Origin of the sequence: Lactobacillus sp. M0396 (assembly GCF_016101625.1) — a bacterium.
Taxonomy (GTDB): domain Bacteria; phylum Bacillota; class Bacilli; order Lactobacillales; family Lactobacillaceae; genus Lactobacillus; species Lactobacillus huangpiensis.
On the sequence record NZ_JACFQE010000001.1, the window covers coordinates 232,243 to 247,940 of the forward strand.

Annotated in this window: 19 protein-coding genes, 1 tRNA gene and 1 other annotated feature; of the genes, 7 read left to right on the forward strand and 13 right to left on the reverse strand. The window is 32.6% G+C overall.

All coding sequences use genetic code 11. The annotated features are described in order from the left end of the window. Positions 1–14: 14 nt before the first annotated feature. The 3 genes from dhaK to H3T43_RS01095 form a co-directional block, all read right to left on the reverse strand. Positions 15–1,010: a dihydroxyacetone kinase subunit DhaK gene (gene dhaK / locus H3T43_RS01085; RefSeq protein ID WP_198211928.1), complete on the reverse strand. Its 996-nt coding sequence runs from the start codon at positions 1,008–1,010 to the stop codon at positions 15–17. 177 nt (positions 1,011–1,187) lie between these two features. Then, the gene (locus H3T43_RS01090; RefSeq protein WP_198211929.1) at positions 1,188–1,670 is read right to left on the reverse strand and encodes a nitroreductase family protein; all 483 of its coding nucleotides are present in this window, start codon (positions 1,668–1,670) and stop codon (positions 1,188–1,190) included. Positions 1,671–1,702: 32 nt separating this feature from the next. After that, on the reverse strand, positions 1,703–2,428 hold the full coding sequence (locus tag H3T43_RS01095) for an SLAP domain-containing protein (RefSeq protein ID WP_187154641.1): 726 nt from the start codon (positions 2,426–2,428) through the stop codon (positions 1,703–1,705). Positions 2,429–2,634: 206 nt separating this feature from the next. Between H3T43_RS01095 and H3T43_RS01100 the strand changes: the two genes are divergently transcribed. Together H3T43_RS01100 and H3T43_RS01105 are read left to right on the forward strand one after the other, a co-directional pair. Then, complete coding sequence (locus H3T43_RS01100) at positions 2,635–3,495, forward strand: glycosyltransferase family 8 protein (RefSeq protein WP_198211930.1); 861 nt, start codon at positions 2,635–2,637, stop codon at positions 3,493–3,495. Between the two features lie 161 nt (positions 3,496–3,656). Then, the gene (locus tag H3T43_RS01105) at positions 3,657–3,938 is read left to right on the forward strand and encodes an HU family DNA-binding protein (RefSeq protein WP_034979630.1); all 282 of its coding nucleotides are present in this window, start codon (positions 3,657–3,659) and stop codon (positions 3,936–3,938) included. A gap of 66 nt (positions 3,939–4,004) precedes the next feature. Here the strand turns inward: H3T43_RS01105 and H3T43_RS01110 are convergent, their stop codons facing one another. The 5 genes from H3T43_RS01110 to H3T43_RS01130 form a co-directional block, all read right to left on the reverse strand. Next, entirely contained in the window at positions 4,005–4,706 is a 702-nt protein-coding gene (locus H3T43_RS01110; RefSeq protein WP_198211931.1) for a methionine ABC transporter permease, read from the reverse strand. Further along, positions 4,699–5,763, reverse strand: a complete 1,065-nt coding sequence (locus H3T43_RS01115; RefSeq protein ID WP_198211932.1) for a methionine ABC transporter ATP-binding protein — start codon at positions 5,761–5,763, stop codon at positions 4,699–4,701. Before H3T43_RS01115 ends, H3T43_RS01110 begins: the two co-directional genes overlap by 8 nt. Before the next feature lie 27 nt (positions 5,764–5,790). Then, positions 5,791–6,642, reverse strand: coding sequence for a MetQ/NlpA family ABC transporter substrate-binding protein (locus tag H3T43_RS01120; RefSeq protein ID WP_198211933.1), 852 nt, complete (start codon positions 6,640–6,642; stop codon positions 5,791–5,793). Between the two features lie 45 nt (positions 6,643–6,687). Next, positions 6,688–6,927 (reverse strand) — a binding site (T-box leader). Between the two features lie 58 nt (positions 6,928–6,985). Then, on the reverse strand, positions 6,986–7,174 hold the full coding sequence (locus H3T43_RS01125) for a hypothetical protein (protein ID WP_198211934.1): 189 nt from the start codon (positions 7,172–7,174) through the stop codon (positions 6,986–6,988). Between the two features lies 1 nt (position 7,175). Next, complete coding sequence (locus H3T43_RS01130) at positions 7,176–7,685, reverse strand: dihydrofolate reductase (protein WP_198211936.1); 510 nt, start codon at positions 7,683–7,685, stop codon at positions 7,176–7,178. A 178-nt stretch (positions 7,686–7,863) separates the two neighbouring features. Between H3T43_RS01130 and H3T43_RS01135 the strand changes: the two genes are divergently transcribed. Next, on the forward strand, positions 7,864–8,172 hold the full coding sequence (locus tag H3T43_RS01135) for a TipAS antibiotic-recognition domain-containing protein (RefSeq protein ID WP_198211938.1): 309 nt from the start codon (positions 7,864–7,866) through the stop codon (positions 8,170–8,172). 31 nt (positions 8,173–8,203) lie between these two features. On the opposite strand, the gene pnuC is transcribed toward H3T43_RS01135, so the two are convergent. The 5 genes from pnuC to H3T43_RS01160 all read right to left on the reverse strand — a co-directional run bounded on the left by pnuC (position 8,204) and on the right by H3T43_RS01160 (position 12,004). Then, on the reverse strand, positions 8,204–8,917 hold the full coding sequence (gene pnuC, locus H3T43_RS01140; RefSeq protein ID WP_198211940.1) for a nicotinamide riboside transporter PnuC: 714 nt from the start codon (positions 8,915–8,917) through the stop codon (positions 8,204–8,206). Between the two features lie 135 nt (positions 8,918–9,052). Further along, on the reverse strand, positions 9,053–10,216 hold the full coding sequence (locus H3T43_RS01145; protein WP_198211942.1) for a cation:proton antiporter: 1,164 nt from the start codon (positions 10,214–10,216) through the stop codon (positions 9,053–9,055). Between the two features lie 220 nt (positions 10,217–10,436). Beyond that, entirely contained in the window at positions 10,437–10,763 is a 327-nt protein-coding gene (locus H3T43_RS01150; RefSeq protein WP_034979609.1) for an AzlD domain-containing protein, read from the reverse strand. After that, positions 10,750–11,457: an AzlC family ABC transporter permease gene (locus tag H3T43_RS01155; protein ID WP_198211945.1), complete on the reverse strand. Its 708-nt coding sequence runs from the start codon at positions 11,455–11,457 to the stop codon at positions 10,750–10,752. The genes H3T43_RS01150 and H3T43_RS01155 overlap by 14 nt, the downstream gene beginning before the upstream one ends. A gap of 139 nt (positions 11,458–11,596) precedes the next feature. Then, a complete protein-coding gene (locus H3T43_RS01160) occupies positions 11,597–12,004 on the reverse strand; it encodes a carboxymuconolactone decarboxylase family protein (RefSeq protein WP_045928178.1) in 408 nt (135 codons plus the stop codon). Between the two features lie 157 nt (positions 12,005–12,161). Between H3T43_RS01160 and H3T43_RS01165 the strand changes: the two genes are divergently transcribed. The 4 genes from H3T43_RS01165 (at position 12,162) to H3T43_RS01180 (ending at position 15,649) form a co-directional block, all read left to right on the forward strand. Further along, a complete protein-coding gene (locus tag H3T43_RS01165) occupies positions 12,162–12,530 on the forward strand; it encodes a MerR family transcriptional regulator (RefSeq protein ID WP_198211947.1) in 369 nt (122 codons plus the stop codon). A 143-nt stretch (positions 12,531–12,673) separates the two neighbouring features. Then, positions 12,674–12,763: transfer RNA gene (locus tag H3T43_RS01170), tRNA-Ser, on the forward strand. An 888-nt stretch (positions 12,764–13,651) separates the two neighbouring features. Next, the gene (locus H3T43_RS01175) at positions 13,652–14,464 is read left to right on the forward strand and encodes a hypothetical protein (protein WP_198211949.1); all 813 of its coding nucleotides are present in this window, start codon (positions 13,652–13,654) and stop codon (positions 14,462–14,464) included. 945 nt (positions 14,465–15,409) lie between these two features. Then, positions 15,410–15,649, forward strand: coding sequence for a S24 family peptidase (locus tag H3T43_RS01180; RefSeq protein ID WP_198211951.1), 240 nt, complete (start codon positions 15,410–15,412; stop codon positions 15,647–15,649). Positions 15,650–15,698: the final 49 nt, after the last annotated feature.

Sequence of the window (15,698 nt, forward strand, 5' to 3'; positions counted from 1 at the left end):
TATTTCCCCCCCTTTTACCAAGCTATCGTTTCAACTGGTTGATTAAGATATTCAAGCCACTTTTCGTCAGCTAACTCAAAAATTGTAAGTGAGATACCAGCCATATCGAGCGATGTCATGTAATTACCAATTTTGATAAAAGCTGGTTTAACATTAAATTCCGCCAATTTATCGAGCAAATCATTACTAAAAATATATTGTTCCATCAAAGGAGTCGCACCCATGCCATTAACTAAAACAGCATACTTTTTATTTTGCTCTAAATGCATTTCATCATTTAATTTGCCTACCAATTCAGATACCAAGTCTTTAGCAGGCTTAATTTTTTCACGACGGTAGCCAGGCTCTGAGTGAATGCCTACGCCATATTCAATTTCATCATCTTTTAAAACAAAACCAGGTTTGCCTGTTTCAGGATTGGTAGCAGCTGATAAGGCTACTGCAATTGTTTTAATATTAGGCAAAACTTTTTTAGCTGCTGCAGCAATTTCGTCTAAACATGCACCATTTTGAGCCATGGCGCCAAGTATCTTATGCATAAACAAAGTACCGGCTACACCACGTCTACCTTGCGTAAAAGTACTGTTTTCAACAGCTATATCATCGTCAACCACAATTGATTTAACTTTGATGTTGTCCATATCAGCCATATCTTTTGCCATATCAAAGTTCATGACGTCTCCAGAATAATTTTTAATTACTAAAAAGACACCTTGACCTTGGTCAACTGCTTTGATTGCTGCGTATATTTGATCCGGCGTTGGGGATGTAAACACTTCTCCACAAACAGCTGCACTTAACATCCCTTTACCCACAAAACCAGCATGAGTAGGTTCGTGGCCAGAACCTCCCCCACTGACAATACCTACCTTACCAGTCATAGATTCTTTTTCTGCTCTCATCACAGCCGCAGCATCTTCTATTTTTGTTATAAATTGTGGATAAGATCTCACCATACCTTTAACCATTTCTGGTACAACATTAGCAGGATCATTAATAATTTTTTTCATGTAATTAGCTCCTTCAGTAAATAAATGTAACGCTTACATAACTATTATACCAAGTAACCTTTATATAAACCATTTGTGTTGCAATAAATTAAATATTTTGGGCAAAATAAAAAACTTTAGCTAGCGTCATTAAAATACAACTGATAGCTAAAGTCTTTGGTTCTTATACTTAAAATCTTATCTTCTTACTACTTTATATCTATTTGATCTATCATCGTCTGGTTCTTCAGCAGCATGACCGCAGGCAACAATAACACAGGTTTCAAAATTCTGCGGAAGACCTAACTTTTCTTCCAAATTTTTAGCAGAATTGAGTACACTAGCCGCATTCATTAGATAAACCGAACCCAGGTTGAGTTCTGCCGCCTCTACCATTATGTTTTCTGCAGCAACAGAAGCGTCTCTTTCACCAAACTCATTATTCTTTTTGACATTGATGACAAATAATAAAGGAGCATTATAGCAAGCGTTACTTGTAACTTGTTCTATTTGTGCTAATAATTCTTCACTCTCAACCACGGTCATCTGCATCACGTCAGTTTGGTGCATGCCACAAGGAGATGCTTGAAAAGCGTTGATCAACTTAGCAATATCATCTTGAGCAACTTTTTCAGTCGTATATTTTCTGACAGCTACTCTTTTTAAAACAGGATCAGTCATTTATGTGCCCTCTATGAAAAACAAAACCCAAATTATTTAATGACAGCTTTACCAGTCTTATGAACTAAATCAGACCATTTTAAAAACTGTGTTTCAGATATTCCTACTAACTTTTTACCTTTAATCTTCTTAGTACTATATACAAAAACTGTTGCACCTTTTTTAACGTATGAATATTTATTTCCTTTTACCAGAAGCTTGCCTTTGCTATCGTAAACTTTAGCATTGCGTTTTACTTTATAGCTGGCAACTTTAAAAAGCTTTACATTACCTGGCTTTACGTATTCTTTCTTCTTAGTTTTCTTGCCATTTAATGATATTTGCAGATAACTCTTATTTTTAACTGTAGTAAAACCGATAACCGAAAGAATTGTTCCTTTTTTCAGTTTTTTGTTTTTAATTCTTTTACCCTTACTGTCATATATATAGGCATTTCTCTTTAATTTGACAGTTTTGCCTAAATATTTTATTGCATTATTTGAATTAGTTTTATTTTTCTTGGGCTTCTTTGTCGTATCTGTTGTAGAAGGCTTATTTGTACTGTTAGTTGTATTGGATTGTCCATTATTGGTTTTACTTTGATCTGTAGTATTTGACGTATTCGAATCTCCCTTTGTAGTATTAGAAGTTGTATTATTAGTCTGACTTTGATTAGTTGAATTTGCATCAGTTTCTGCAGCCAAAACTGGTTTAGTGGTACTTAATCCCAAAGTCAAAGATGCAATTCCAGCTAGACTTAACAAAAGTTTTTTCTTCATTTTGACACCTCATTATTGAAAAACTTATTTATATACATTCTACTACTTTGAATAAATAATTTCTTTTACAAAATCGAAACAATTAATTTACGTCTTTGATTTGTGATATATCATTTTCATAGCTTATATTATGAGGTACGTTACATACTTTTGCTTTATACTAAGAAATAGTGAAAACATAATAATGTTATTAAAGGAAGAAATTCATGAAAAAGTCGCAAAAAGAACCAATTGAAATATTAGTCACTATTGACCAAAACTATATCAAACCACTCGAAGTTATGATGTATTCCCTTAGGCTTAACAATATAACTGAAGAGTTTCATGTCTGGCTAATTTACGATAACATCAACCTGCACGCTCTGAATAAATTAAAAAAATTTGGGCTAAAAATAGGAATTAAAGTATCCACCTTAACTATGAATAAGAATATTAAATTTTCTGATTCATTACTCAACTTGCATGATTATCCGAAAGAAATGTATTTCAGATTACTTTCAAGTAAAATTTTGCCACCTGATTTACATCGTATTATTTATCTTGATCCTGACATATTAGTTATTAATTCAATAGTTCCTTTATGGGAGTTAGACCTTAAAGGAAAAATGTTTGCAGCTTCAGTTCATGAAGGGTTAACAGATATTATGAGTTCAATTAATAATATCAGGCTGGGCACATCAACCGGCTACTTTAACTCTGGAATAATGTTAATGGATTTAGATCAAATGCGTACAAAAATTAAAATCGAAGAAATTACTCAGGCAATTGAAGAGCATCATGATACTTTAATTTTGCCAGATCAAGATATTCTCAATTACTTATATGGCGAAAATATTTTAAAAATTCCAGAAACCCGCTGGAATTACGATGCCAGAGCTTTCTCAGTTTACTTAACAAGGAGCACAGGCGAAATCAATACCGAGTGGGTAATGAAAAACACCTCAATTTTACACTTTTGCGGTAAACCAAAGCCCTGGCAAAAGGAGAAACATTCTCGGTTTAAGCCACTCTATCTTAATTATTTGCAAATGGTCAACCGCTTGTTAAAACAGCAAAAATTAACGTAACATTTAGCTTTTTACTGTTGAAGCTTGCTATATATGTGCTAAAATAATAAAAGTTGCCGAATATCAAGCGACACAATGCTTTAGGTGGATTAGTATAGAAAAAATGCAAACTATTTAATAGCATTGAATGTGTAATATTTTTTATAGAAAAGAGAAGAATTATGGCTTCAATTAACAAGTCTGAACTTACTAAAGAAGTTTCAGCAAAGACAGATCTTAAACAAAAGGATGCAGAAAAAGTTATCGATGCTTTAATCGAATCAATTAAGGATAACTTGGCTAAAGGCGAAAAAGTTCAAATCATAGGTTTTGGTTCTTTTGAAGTACGTAATCGTGCAGCTAGAAAAGGCAGAAACCCACAAACTGGTAAAACTTTAACCATTCCTGCAACAAAAGTACCTGCATTCAAGCCTGGTAAAGCATTGAAGGATGCAGTTAAGTAATTCTACAATTAAATACGAAAAAAACAACGAGTTTTAACTCGTTGTTTTTATTTTGTTTTAAAATTTTTAGCGATTTTGATGATTCAATCTGTTGGCCAAAAAATCACCAATAACTTGAACAATAAATATTAAAATAATAACTAAAACTGTCGCAATAAGAGTAACGTCATTGTCGGACCGATTATAGCCATAAGAAATCGCCGTATTTCCTAGACCACCAGCACCAATCGCTCCTGCCATTGCAGTTAATCCAATTAAACTAATAACTGTTACTGTAGTAACACGAGCAAGTTCAGATCTAGCTTCATTTAAATAAACGTTAAATACGATATCCCAGATTGTAGCACCTAAACTCTGTGCAGCTTCTATTTTACCGTAATCTACACTTTCTAAAGCTACTTGAACTTGGCGAGCATAAAAGGGTAGTACGCCCAGAGTTAAAGGTACTAGCATTGCCTTAATACCAATCTGCGTATGAACAATTAATTGAGTAAGAGGTGAAATAAAAGCTAATAAAATAACAAATGGAATAGCACGAAAAATTGAAACAATTTTATCACAAAGGTTAAACCAAAATTTATTAGGCCTGATGCCGTCACTCTTTGTTAGGACTAAAACGATACCAAAAACCATTCCCAAAATGCCGCCAAAAATTCCGGCCCAAAAAGTCATATACAGAGTTTGAATAATGCTGGTGCCCCATCCAGTGTCTCCCAACCAACCTAATTGCACAACATTGGGAAAAACTTTGCTAAACCAACTACTCATATAGATCCCCCTTTTCGTTTAGTCGAGTAACAGCAACTTTTTCTTTTCTTAAATAAGCAACTGTCTCCTGCTGTTTTGTCTCATCTCCTTTGACTTGAACAAGTAAAGTACCAATTGGCTCATCATCAAGCAATTCAACATTGCCATATAACATGCTGGCTTCAACTCCTACTTCACGGTATAAATCAACAACAATTGTTTTGGTGACATTAGCCATGCTATATACAAGTTGATAAATGGCCTCATTATCGTTGTCAAGCTTATCAATATTAAGAGATTTCAAAGTGTTGATTACTTCCAAAGAGCCACCCACGAAACTCTTGGTCAAATCATTTTTAGGATGTAGCACAACATCCCTTAAACTTCCTTTTTCAACAATTTGTCCAGACTGCATTAAGGCAACTTTATTACAAACTTTCTTAATAGCCGCCATTTCATGGGTTATCAAGACAATAGTTAAGTTAAGATCTTTTTGGAGCTTTTTGAGCAATTTCAGAATTTGAAGAGTATTTTGGGGATCAAGTGCACTAGTAGCCTCATCTGAAATCAAAATATCTGGTTCATTCGCTAAAGCTCTGGCAATAGCAACTCTTTGTTGCTGACCTCCGGAAAGCTGCACTGGATAAAAGTTTGCTTTATCTCTTAAATCCACTAAATCTAATAATTTTAATGATTTTTCCTTAATTTCTTTTTCTTTTAATCCAGAATGTTTCAGGGCAAAGGACACGTTATCAACCACGCTTATTTCATTTAATAAATTAAAATTTTGAAAAATCATGCCAATTTTTCTGCGAGCTAGTTGTAAATCTTTGTTAGCTATTACCTGTTTGCCATCTTTGACAAAATCGGTTCCGTTAACTTTAATATTACCAGCTGTTGGTTTTTGTAAAAGGTTGACTGTTCTGACTAAGGTAGACTTACCTGCTCCGGAAAAGCCTACAACTCCGAAAATATCACCTTTTTCTACAGTTAGACTAACATCATGAACTGCTTGCACAATTTTGCCTTTTTTATCAGGAAAATCTACACTAACGTGTTCTAAATCAATAATACCCATTACAATCTTCTCCGATCATTAAAATTTTTACTTCAATTTAATGTCCCAAGCACTTCTAGTCATATTTCCATAATATTTCTTTTGTATCCGTTTAGTTTCAGCGGTTTGATAACATTTGACTACTGCCTGGTAGTCCTTGTTCTTTGCCTGACCTTTTTTAGCTACAATTATATTTATCCATTGATAAGAGTCTTTATTAACTGGCTCAACAAAGATTGTCTGTTTTTCGCCCAAACCAGCAGGACGAGCAAAGTCATTATTAATAACCGCTGCATCTACAGAATTGATTATACGTCCACATTGATCTGCGCTAATTTCCTTAACTTTGATGTTTTTTGGATTCTTCACAATATCTGCAACGGTCATAAGAACTTTACCCTTGCGTAATGAAATTAAACCGGCATTTTTCAAAACGAGTAAGGAACGAGATTCATTACTTGCGTCATTTGGAACAGCAATTGTAGCACCTTTTGGCAGTTCACCTAATTTATGATATTTCTTTGAATATAGCCTAATTGGATTTATGTCAGTTCGTCCAATAGCCACTAATCCACCATGGTTGGCTTTATTCCAAGCGTTAAGAAAGGCATAATGTTGGAAAGCATTTAAGTCGATGTCACCACTTTTTACTGCTTTATTTGGTTGATTGTAATCAGTGAAATTCTTGATTTTAATCGTAATACCATATTTTTTCTTGGCCAAGGCCGCAGCGTGATCCCAAATAACCTCTTTTGGTTTTGACTCACTAACTATACCTACAGTAACAACATGGTTCTTTTGATTGCTATCCCCTTTTTTGCCAAAGCTAAACCAGGCAATTGCAATAATTGCAATGGCTGCAATTACTCCAATAAATATATTGCGACTTTTTTTAGTCATTAGAAAAACCTCCCAATTTTTCAATAAAAAAAGCACTCATCCTAAACCAAGGACGAGTGCTTCGTGTTACCACCTTTAATTTGTTTATTACTCACGTAATAAACCTCAACAGCTATCTAACAATAGCTTGCAATGTTAACGGATGCAACTCCGCCACTAGCTAAATATCACTAGCAGTCATCGTTTCAAGCCCATGTTCACTACACCTTACTAACTGACTCTCACCAAACGTCAGCTCTCTTTATTAGTAAAAATAATAGCTACTCTGCTTTTCAAGATGTATTAATTATTTAATTCTTTATTAATTTAACATCTAAAAATTTTCCTGTCAACCAAAAATAAATTATTTTTTAGTTGCTTGATATGATTTTATTATTTTAAAAAAATATTGTCCCACAGCAAAAGTTACAATGGCCATACCAATTACCTGCCACCAATAATTATGATTTAAGTTTTCTGCAAGTAAAAAACTGCTAATCAAAGTTAATATACAAATTATCAAAACGACGGTTGAAGTAATAACTCGTTTCATGTTACTTCTCCTTTCTCATATAAGTTAAAAATTCATAGGAATACAAATTTAAATTGTCAGGCTGCTGAAATTCCCTTTTTACTAGCTTAAAATCGTTATAATTAAGTTTTGTCATTATCACATCAGCTGTAAAAGTGGCTTTTATCTCAGTTTTTTCTAAACAATCTACCTGATTTTTCAAGGCATCAAAAACCGAGTTACCACCAATAACACAAATTTCCAGATTTTTGTGTCTGTCAATCCAACTTTGTAATTCACTGATCGTAGGTATTATTAAAACTCTTTGATCAGCATGAAATTTATTTTTCAATTCCTGACTAGTTGTTAAAACAATATGCTTGCGACCAGGTAGAATATGAGGCAAGCTCATAAAAGTTCTTCGCCCCATGACAATGGGATGTCCATATGTTATTTTTTTAAAATGATGTAAGTCGGCAGGCAGTTTCCAAGGTAAATGTCCATCTATACCAATTTGGTGTTTTTCATCTTCTGCCCAAACAAAAGTAATCATTAGTTCTCCTCTGCCTTAATTATAGCGCTTTATTTATGAGTTTTCTTGTCTTTTGCCCCACTTTACCAATTGTGACTTTTTAAATTTAGCTTTTTCCCACGAAGAAATTTAGACATGATTTTTCAGGATAATATTGCTATAGTTATTTAAGTATCTTAACAAATTACAGGAGGAAGTCATGGCGGAAAAAAGTCAATTTACTGAAGCAAAATATAATAAAATGAAGCAAACTGAAGCGGATCTAGTAAGAGATTTACAAGCAATTGTTAAAGATCCCTCTAAAGAAGCCGACTTGAGTGATGATGTTTTTACAAAGCATCAAAACTGGCTGCGAATTATTATGCCTAATTATTCCAGCAAAATCCATTTAGGAATAGTCAATGCCTACGATAATGATACTCGCTATCAATCTTATTATGATGATAAGGCTGGCAAAGGTGCAACCAAGATATTAAGCAGAATTGTTAAAAAACATTTAGACAAATAAAAGAAGTCTTTTGAGAAAGACTTCTTTTTTGTTAGTGAAACCAGCTAACATGCTTATCGGTAAATGCTAGTAAATCATTAGTTAAATACAAAATATATGTTAAAAATAGAGTTAGATTAGCATCCCCTTGAAATGCGGTAACTCCCCATAAAATAATTGAAAGTATTCCCTGAATAGTCCAAAAATAGTATTGGTCGCGAAAATGTAACATACAAAGAAAAGATCCAGTAATTCCAATTGCTCCAGCTGTTGCATCGATTAGGGGTCTTGGACTAGTGAAAAGTTTAGTATCTAGCAGATAAAGTAAAACTAGCACCATGGCAAAAAAGATAATGGTAAGAAGCCACTTTATCAGTGTCAAACCATGAATATGTTTTTCCGTATCTTTAGACCAAGACGGCAACATTAATACAGGTAAATCTAACAGCAAAATATAAATAGCTTGCAAAATCACATTGGCATAATTTTTGGCGTATATGGAAACTATAATATAAATCGCAGAAGAAATTAAACCTAAAATACCATTGATTTGTCTGGCATTAGTAATGGCAAGTGTACATGTAAAACCCAAAATTGCAGCTACCATTGTTAACAAGGAAATTTGAGTAACGGGTGCGGCTACAGTAGTACCAACAATAATGCCTATTCCCAACATTAATAATAAATATGTTTTAAAACTCCAGCCTCGCATCTGCTCTATATACCATCTTAATTTAAAGATCCCAGCACTCGGCTTTATTTTCATCAGACCTTCCTACCTTCTGTTTAAGTTTAACAGTGAAAAAACACGGTTTTAATCATAGCATAACTTCTAAATGACTTTAAGAAATTTAACTAGAAGGTCAGATCTCTGTATTGATCTTAAGTATCTTGTTTTGCTTTATTCATTCTTATCCATTTTTAATATTGACCATTTGAGGAGAAAGGGTGAAATTACGGTTGTCATAATTATTGCTCCAATGACTGTTGAATAAGCTGCTGGCGCTAGTAGATGATTGGTTAAACCTATTTGTGCGACAACGAGTGCCATTTCACCACGCGAAACCATTCCGTTCCCAACTAACAAAGAACTTGAATTGCTAAAACCCGCAATTTTTGCGCCCAAGCCTGCGCCAACCAATTTTGAAAAAACACCGCCAATTACCAAAACAATAAATAAAATAAAGTCGTGTAATATTCCTTTAATGCTCATGTCTAAACCAATGCTGACAAAAAAGACAGGAATAAAACTGCTGTAGCTAATCACGGTAAAATTTTTCTTGAGCGTTTTCTGTGCTGAGGTATGATTCAGAGCCAAGCCGGCAAAAAAAGCTCCGATCACGTTACTAAGTCCCACTTTCTCAGCTCCCCAAGAAGACAGTAATACAATAATCATTGCCACCAAAGTTTCTGGAACAGGCAATGTCAGACGCTGACTTAAACCGATTAACCGAGGTATGACATAAACGCTAAGAAAAACTAATAATATAAGAAAGGCTGCCTGAATAAATAGGCTCACAATAAAGTTTTTTCCCATAGTTGAGCCTTGCTCAGAAACACCTGTTAGTCCACTAACAATGCTCAAAAGTAATATTGACAACAGGTCATCTGCTACTGCTGCTCCCAAAATTGTCATGCCCTCTTTTCCTTTTAGGTGTCCCATTTCTTGCAAAACGGCTACCGAAATTGAAACAGAAGTTGCAGAAAAAGTTAATCCTAAAAATAAACTTTCAACCTGTGAAAAATTAAAGAAAATACCTGTCGTATAGGCGGTAACGATTGGGACTATCATACCAAAGGCAGCAACTAATACACTAGGACGTAAAAGCTTTTTTAGTGTTTTAATATCACTGTCAAGACCTGCCAAAAACATCAAAAAAATCACACCGATGTCTGAGAATACTTTGATGATTCCGCTAGGATGTACCAAATTAAAAACAGCTGGCCCTATTATTATCCCAGCTAGTAACTCACCGACAATGGCTGGTAATTTTAACCTTGCACTGAATTGTCCGCCTATTAAGGTAGCAAACAAAATAACAACTAGCATTCCTAAAAATTGCATTTGCAATCCCACTTTCTCAAACAAAAAAAGACTTTCATAATTGCCCAGGCAACCCAAACCTGAGAACAATTCTTGAAAGTCTTTCACTTCAACCAAAATATTTATTTAATTTAAGAACCAATTTGATTTTTGCACAAATTAGCAACTTTTATTAGTATAACTCACAATTTTTTTAATTCAAATTTACAGAGATATAAAACAATTATTGATAGATCTTTCACTAAATAAAAAATCGTAATAAAGCTAAAGAAACTACCCCAACAATAACAATTACTAAAAGTGATTTGCTAATAACCGCTGCTATAAAAGTTGGCACTGAAGCAACAAGATATTCAAGGTTAGCTTTTGGCAATTGACCTGGTTGAGCGGTGAATAAATTGCAAAACCACATAGTAGACATTATAACTATCGGTACAAAAGATAGAAATTCAACCACTGCTTTAGGTAAAGTGAATTTTTTTAATAAAACAAAGGGAAGTATCCGCGATAGCCAAGTTGCAAGTCCACATCCGATAATAGTCAAAAACAAATAGTTAGAAGAAGACACGTTTTATTACCATCCCCAATGCACATCCAATAAGAGTTACAACAATAATAACCAGACTGGGTGGCAAAATCATTGTCAAAATATAGGTCAACAACATTGTCAGTAAAATTACTATTACTTGTAACAGCTTATTTAAAGACTTATCATTGTATACTTGCAAATATAACAAACCAATAAACATTGCCACATTTGCAAAATCAAGACCTAATTGTTTTGGATCTTTAATAAACTTGCCAAGTATGGCACCAATCGCTGTAGCAAATACCCAAGTTTTATATGAGATCATATTTTCGGTATTGAACCAACTGAAATTCATTTTGTCATTTGTAAAATTAAGTTTATTCATCGCTAGAGCAAAGCTTTCATCAGTTAAAAGCGTGCCAATTAAAATACCTTTGCCCAGTTTATCTTTCTTAAAGTACGGTGCCACCGTTGTACTCATTAAAATCATCCTTGAATTGACCATAAATGTAGTAAAAATAATTGAAGCAATCGGACTACCTGCTACTAGCATACTAACAGTGGTAAATTGTGCTGATCCAGCATAGATTATGATTGACATCATGATTACTGTAATAGTCGAAAAACCTGTTGAGCGAGCAATCACACCAAAAGCGGACGCAATTCCTAAATAGCCAAAAACTGTTGGAATTGTGTCAATAATAGCTGCACGCTTAGATAACGAACTTTCCATATTTCACTTCTTTAACTCAAAAATTAACTTACAATTAAATTCATGCGTGCTTGTTTTATAGTCATAAAAATACGAACTATATCAGCTTCAGATAAAAAAACTAGTTTACTTATCACAGTAACTAGTTTTAGTCATGACTTTATTCACTTTTATTCGATTGCGTGAAATCTATTCCACGATCTTTGAATACCTTTTTAGCAACATTAATCGCGTTTAGCACTTTCGGAAATCCTACGTAAGGAATAGTTTGAATAAATGTCTCGATTACTTCCTTTGGCGTTAAACCGACATTTAAAGCGCCATTGATATGAACATTCAGTTGCGGTTCAGTGTCTCCTTGTGTCAGCAAAGTTGTAATGGTAATCATTTCCCTTTGCTTTAGATCCAGAACACCACGATCGTATACGTCACCAAATGCAAATTCAATAATGTAGCGCCCTACATCTTCAGATAAACCAGCTAGTGAATCAATAACTGATTTGCCGCCCTCTTGATCAACTTTTTCTAAATTTACTAAACCCTTTTGATAACGTTCATCATTTTTCATAGTTTTTCTCCTTTTTGTTTTGTAAACTTTTTTAACGGTTTATAGAATAGTTGCTGGAGTATAGTCCATGTCAACTACTATTTCAAAATTTTTTGGTAGTGGTAAAATATGACGATGTATCATTTACTTTGCTGGAATTTTTTAGAAAGGAACTACAATGAAATATTCAATTGGTCAATTTTCGAAACTTAGTGGCTTTTCAATTGACACACTGCGTTATTATGAAAAGCAAAGATTACTTTTCCCAAATCGTGATGAAAATAATCGTCGCATCTATACTGAAAAAGATGTAGCATGGATTAGTTTCATTTCTCGCTTAAAAAAGACTGGTATGAGTATTAAAGAAATGCAAAAATACACCAAATTACGCTATGAGGGTGACCAAACTATACCTGACAGACTTGTTTTACTGTTTAAGCAGCTTGATAATTTACATGAACAGGAAAAGAAAATTGACGATAATATCAAGTTTGTAGAACAAAAAATTAAAACCTATCTCAAGACAATCGGTGATTTAAAAGAATAAAGTTGCTATCTAGTGTGTAGCTGATTTAATTGCTTTTTTCGATATTACATTAAGCAAATACATAACAAACACGCACTTGTTCAATTTAGAAGAAAATGGCAAGTTGAAAAAAATTTCAGTTAAGGTATAATGTTATTCGTTATGGAGAGTTGGCAGAGTGGTAATGCACCGGACTCGAAATCCGGCGAACCAAGTTTTTCCTTGGCGCGCAGGTTCAAATCCTGTACTCTCCTTAAATATATGGATTTAATGTTTGCTAAATCAGCACTCTTAACTTCAAATATACGCATAAAATATCCAAAAAAGTTTCAAGTTAAGAAGTGCAACTTGAAAGTTAGCCATTTTATAATTACACGAGATCCAATGAACGGTTTAGATATTTCATTGGAGTCATGTATTTTAATTTGCTTAATCTACTAATTTGATTGAATCAGTAAAAATAAGTACGCAGTACTTGTCTCATTCGGCTAAAGAACTGATATTAATGCGGTTAAATTTCTTACGTTTTATTAGGTTGAGAATCGTTTATTCAATGCATTGTGATGGCTATTGCCCTTTCCTTACACTTTTTGCTTAAGCTTTATCCATTTTAGCTTGGTCTTAATTGTAGAAATGCGGTATTGAGCTGAATTCAAAATAGGCTGAGTTGTTTTGGCAACTCATGTTTAACTATACTAGCATGTCATAAACGAGCTTCAAATTAAACGTATAGGTGGTCTGACAGACTGGATATTTAGTGAAACCTAATCAGTGACCGGTAAAATATAAATAGTTTTCCTGTAGTCAATTCTTTATGTTAGTCTACTACTCGTTTGTCATTATATAAGCCATCATTAATATTTCACTACAAACTTATGATTTCTTCTTTTCGTAAACAGTATATTCCTACCGTTTGCATCGCTATGGTTTGGCCATTGAGCATTGTTCTTTACAACTTTTCCATACTACTATCCTTATAAGTCTAAGTCTTGAAAAAGTTATCTACAATTTGATTAGATTTTTTTGATTAAACTTTTTAATCACAGCATCTCGTATAAAATACAAATTTATATTTTATTTTGTGATATTTTTGAGTTAGAATATCTAACAAAAATTACTATATTTTGTGAAATGATGTCGCTATGAAGATAAAATCAAATAATCTAAAAAGTAAACAAGATAATTTTCTTAAATATGATACCTTTGCTGCAGTAAATTATTGTGATTGGCTCATAACTATTTCTACAATTTTTTCTATTCTTATTACTGCTCTTAATGCAAGCTGGTATGCAAAATCAGCAATATATGGGATAATTTTAGGCTTACTTTTATGGGCTTCTTTTGAAAAATATTTGCTTAAAAAACCAAATTATGTATTAAAAATTAATAAAGATATCCTCGACAAATACATAAAGAGAAAATTTATTTTTATAACTATATTTTCAATTGCAGGTAGTATTTGCTTGGGTTTTGCTATATATACTTCATATTTGGTTGAAAAAACCAATAAAGTATTAATTTCAATTTTTTCAAATAATGACCAAGAAGTTATAAGTACCCCAAAAATGTTCTTATTCGTAAATAATTTCAAAAGTTTTTTGGAACAATACTACCAGATCGAAATGTATAAATCAAAAACTAACTCTGAACTTATTATTGGTGCATTTTTGATTACAGTAGTAATGTCATGGTTAATAATTGAAACTTTAGTAGTGTGTCCTACAGCTAAAATACAGTATGTATATATAATTTGTATAGCAATTATTTCGATTTTAGTTATTATTAATATAATTGCATTAGCTTTTTTGATATTTCTTTATTTTTGGTTTTATATTTTTTATATTTCGTATTATGTGTTGAAGGCACTACTTAAAAAATTAACCATCAATTTGAGATCTGAATTATGTTTAGATCTTTATTCACATCTTTATAATATAATAAGTTCATTGACATAGTGTTTAATTATTTTGCTATACAATATATTGCAGAATATAAAAGCGATGCATATATACAATTAATCGTAACATGTATTTTTTCTTATATTTGCCTATAAATTCCAAGAATGTGCCTTTCGTCCTATTATGAATAGTTCGTTTGTATTCGTTTGTATTAGTAGTCAGCTCAAAAGTTATTTTGCTGTCGATTATTAAGCTATAAAATTTTTTAAAAATAAACTTCAAGCAACCATTTGTATTAGCATGTATAGCTATATGCTTCAGTTTGGCAAAAAATTGCTTTTCCATCGACCCGCTAGTTTTTCAACCTTTACTGGATAGTCATTTTTTTCGTGTTTCTTAGTCAAAACGATTGGCTCACAATCTATTTCGATGTTTAATTTATAACTAGTTTGAACCAAAAACTACGTTTGTTAATCTTACTTACCATTCTGCCTTATACCCTTTTCCACCCAATTTATTTTTATTTAAATAAAGATTATATTATTATTAATAAGATCCAATACCTCAATATACTACCATAGTTGCCAATGCTAGATGGAACTATATTAATCCAGATATTTCTATTTATACTTTTAGCTTGATTAACAATTTCATCTCGATATTATAATTTGAATGGTTTCCCATAGGATTGCTTTAATCTTTAATATCAAGCTCAAACTTAATATAATTATTAAGAAAGGACATAATTCAAATCTTCTAAAAATATTGAATGGAGTTAATATTTTATTACAAGAATAGCAATTTTATCTTCCTCATAACTTTTAACCAGTCTTACAATGTCAGGCTGTAATTTCTTATATAGCGTTTTGATGTTATACGTAACTTAATGTACAGTGATATCAAAAGTAAACGATGGAAGATTTATTAAAATACCTTTTAAAATACGCTTTTGACCATATGCCTTCTAATAAGCTGTTTATGCTATATTGCTGAAACAATTCCATGAAGCTTCTAGTTCCATTCGGATCATTAATAACCCTTGTAAGAAAACCAACTTTTGAGAATGCTGATTTGCCAGCTGTTTTAATAGATGATGAGGCTACGAATAAACGTGTAAAGCTCGTTGGAAATAAAGTTATCTTATTTCCTGAAAATAATGACTATGATTCGATTGTTTTAAACAAAAATAATCCGGAAAAAATTTTAAGAAAAGTTGTCCATGTAGAATACGATATTCAATAGTACTTGAAAACATATGTAAATTTATTCTTTTAAGACATTTATAAAAATG

Coding starts and splice junctions, on each gene's coding strand:
- dhaK (WP_198211928.1), bottom strand. CDS start 1,010: ATGAAAAAAATTATTAATGATCCTGCTAATGTTGTACCAGAAATGGTT.
- H3T43_RS01090 (WP_198211929.1), bottom strand. CDS start 1,670: ATGACTGATCCTGTTTTAAAAAGAGTAGCTGTCAGAAAATATACGACT.
- H3T43_RS01095 (WP_187154641.1), bottom strand. CDS start 2,428: ATGAAGAAAAAACTTTTGTTAAGTCTAGCTGGAATTGCATCTTTGACT.
- H3T43_RS01100 (WP_198211930.1), top strand. CDS start 2,635: ATGAAAAAGTCGCAAAAAGAACCAATTGAAATATTAGTCACTATTGAC.
- H3T43_RS01105 (WP_034979630.1), top strand. CDS start 3,657: ATGGCTTCAATTAACAAGTCTGAACTTACTAAAGAAGTTTCAGCAAAG.
- H3T43_RS01110 (WP_198211931.1), bottom strand. CDS start 4,706: ATGAGTAGTTGGTTTAGCAAAGTTTTTCCCAATGTTGTGCAATTAGGT.
- H3T43_RS01115 (WP_198211932.1), bottom strand. CDS start 5,763: ATGGGTATTATTGATTTAGAACACGTTAGTGTAGATTTTCCTGATAAA.
- H3T43_RS01120 (WP_198211933.1), bottom strand. CDS start 6,642: ATGACTAAAAAAAGTCGCAATATATTTATTGGAGTAATTGCAGCCATT.
- H3T43_RS01125 (WP_198211934.1), bottom strand. CDS start 7,174: ATGAAACGAGTTATTACTTCAACCGTCGTTTTGATAATTTGTATATTA.
- H3T43_RS01130 (WP_198211936.1), bottom strand. CDS start 7,685: ATGATTACTTTTGTTTGGGCAGAAGATGAAAAACACCAAATTGGTATA.
- H3T43_RS01135 (WP_198211938.1), top strand. CDS start 7,864: ATGGCGGAAAAAAGTCAATTTACTGAAGCAAAATATAATAAAATGAAG.
- pnuC (WP_198211940.1), bottom strand. CDS start 8,917: ATGAAAATAAAGCCGAGTGCTGGGATCTTTAAATTAAGATGGTATATA.
- H3T43_RS01145 (WP_198211942.1), bottom strand. CDS start 10,216: ATGCAATTTTTAGGAATGCTAGTTGTTATTTTGTTTGCTACCTTAATA.
- H3T43_RS01155 (WP_198211945.1), bottom strand. CDS start 11,457: ATGGAAAGTTCGTTATCTAAGCGTGCAGCTATTATTGACACAATTCCA.
- H3T43_RS01160 (WP_045928178.1), bottom strand. CDS start 12,004: ATGAAAAATGATGAACGTTATCAAAAGGGTTTAGTAAATTTAGAAAAA.
- H3T43_RS01165 (WP_198211947.1), top strand. CDS start 12,162: ATGAAATATTCAATTGGTCAATTTTCGAAACTTAGTGGCTTTTCAATT.
- H3T43_RS01175 (WP_198211949.1), top strand. CDS start 13,652: ATGAAGATAAAATCAAATAATCTAAAAAGTAAACAAGATAATTTTCTT.
- H3T43_RS01180 (WP_198211951.1), top strand. CDS start 15,410: ATGAAGCTTCTAGTTCCATTCGGATCATTAATAACCCTTGTAAGAAAA.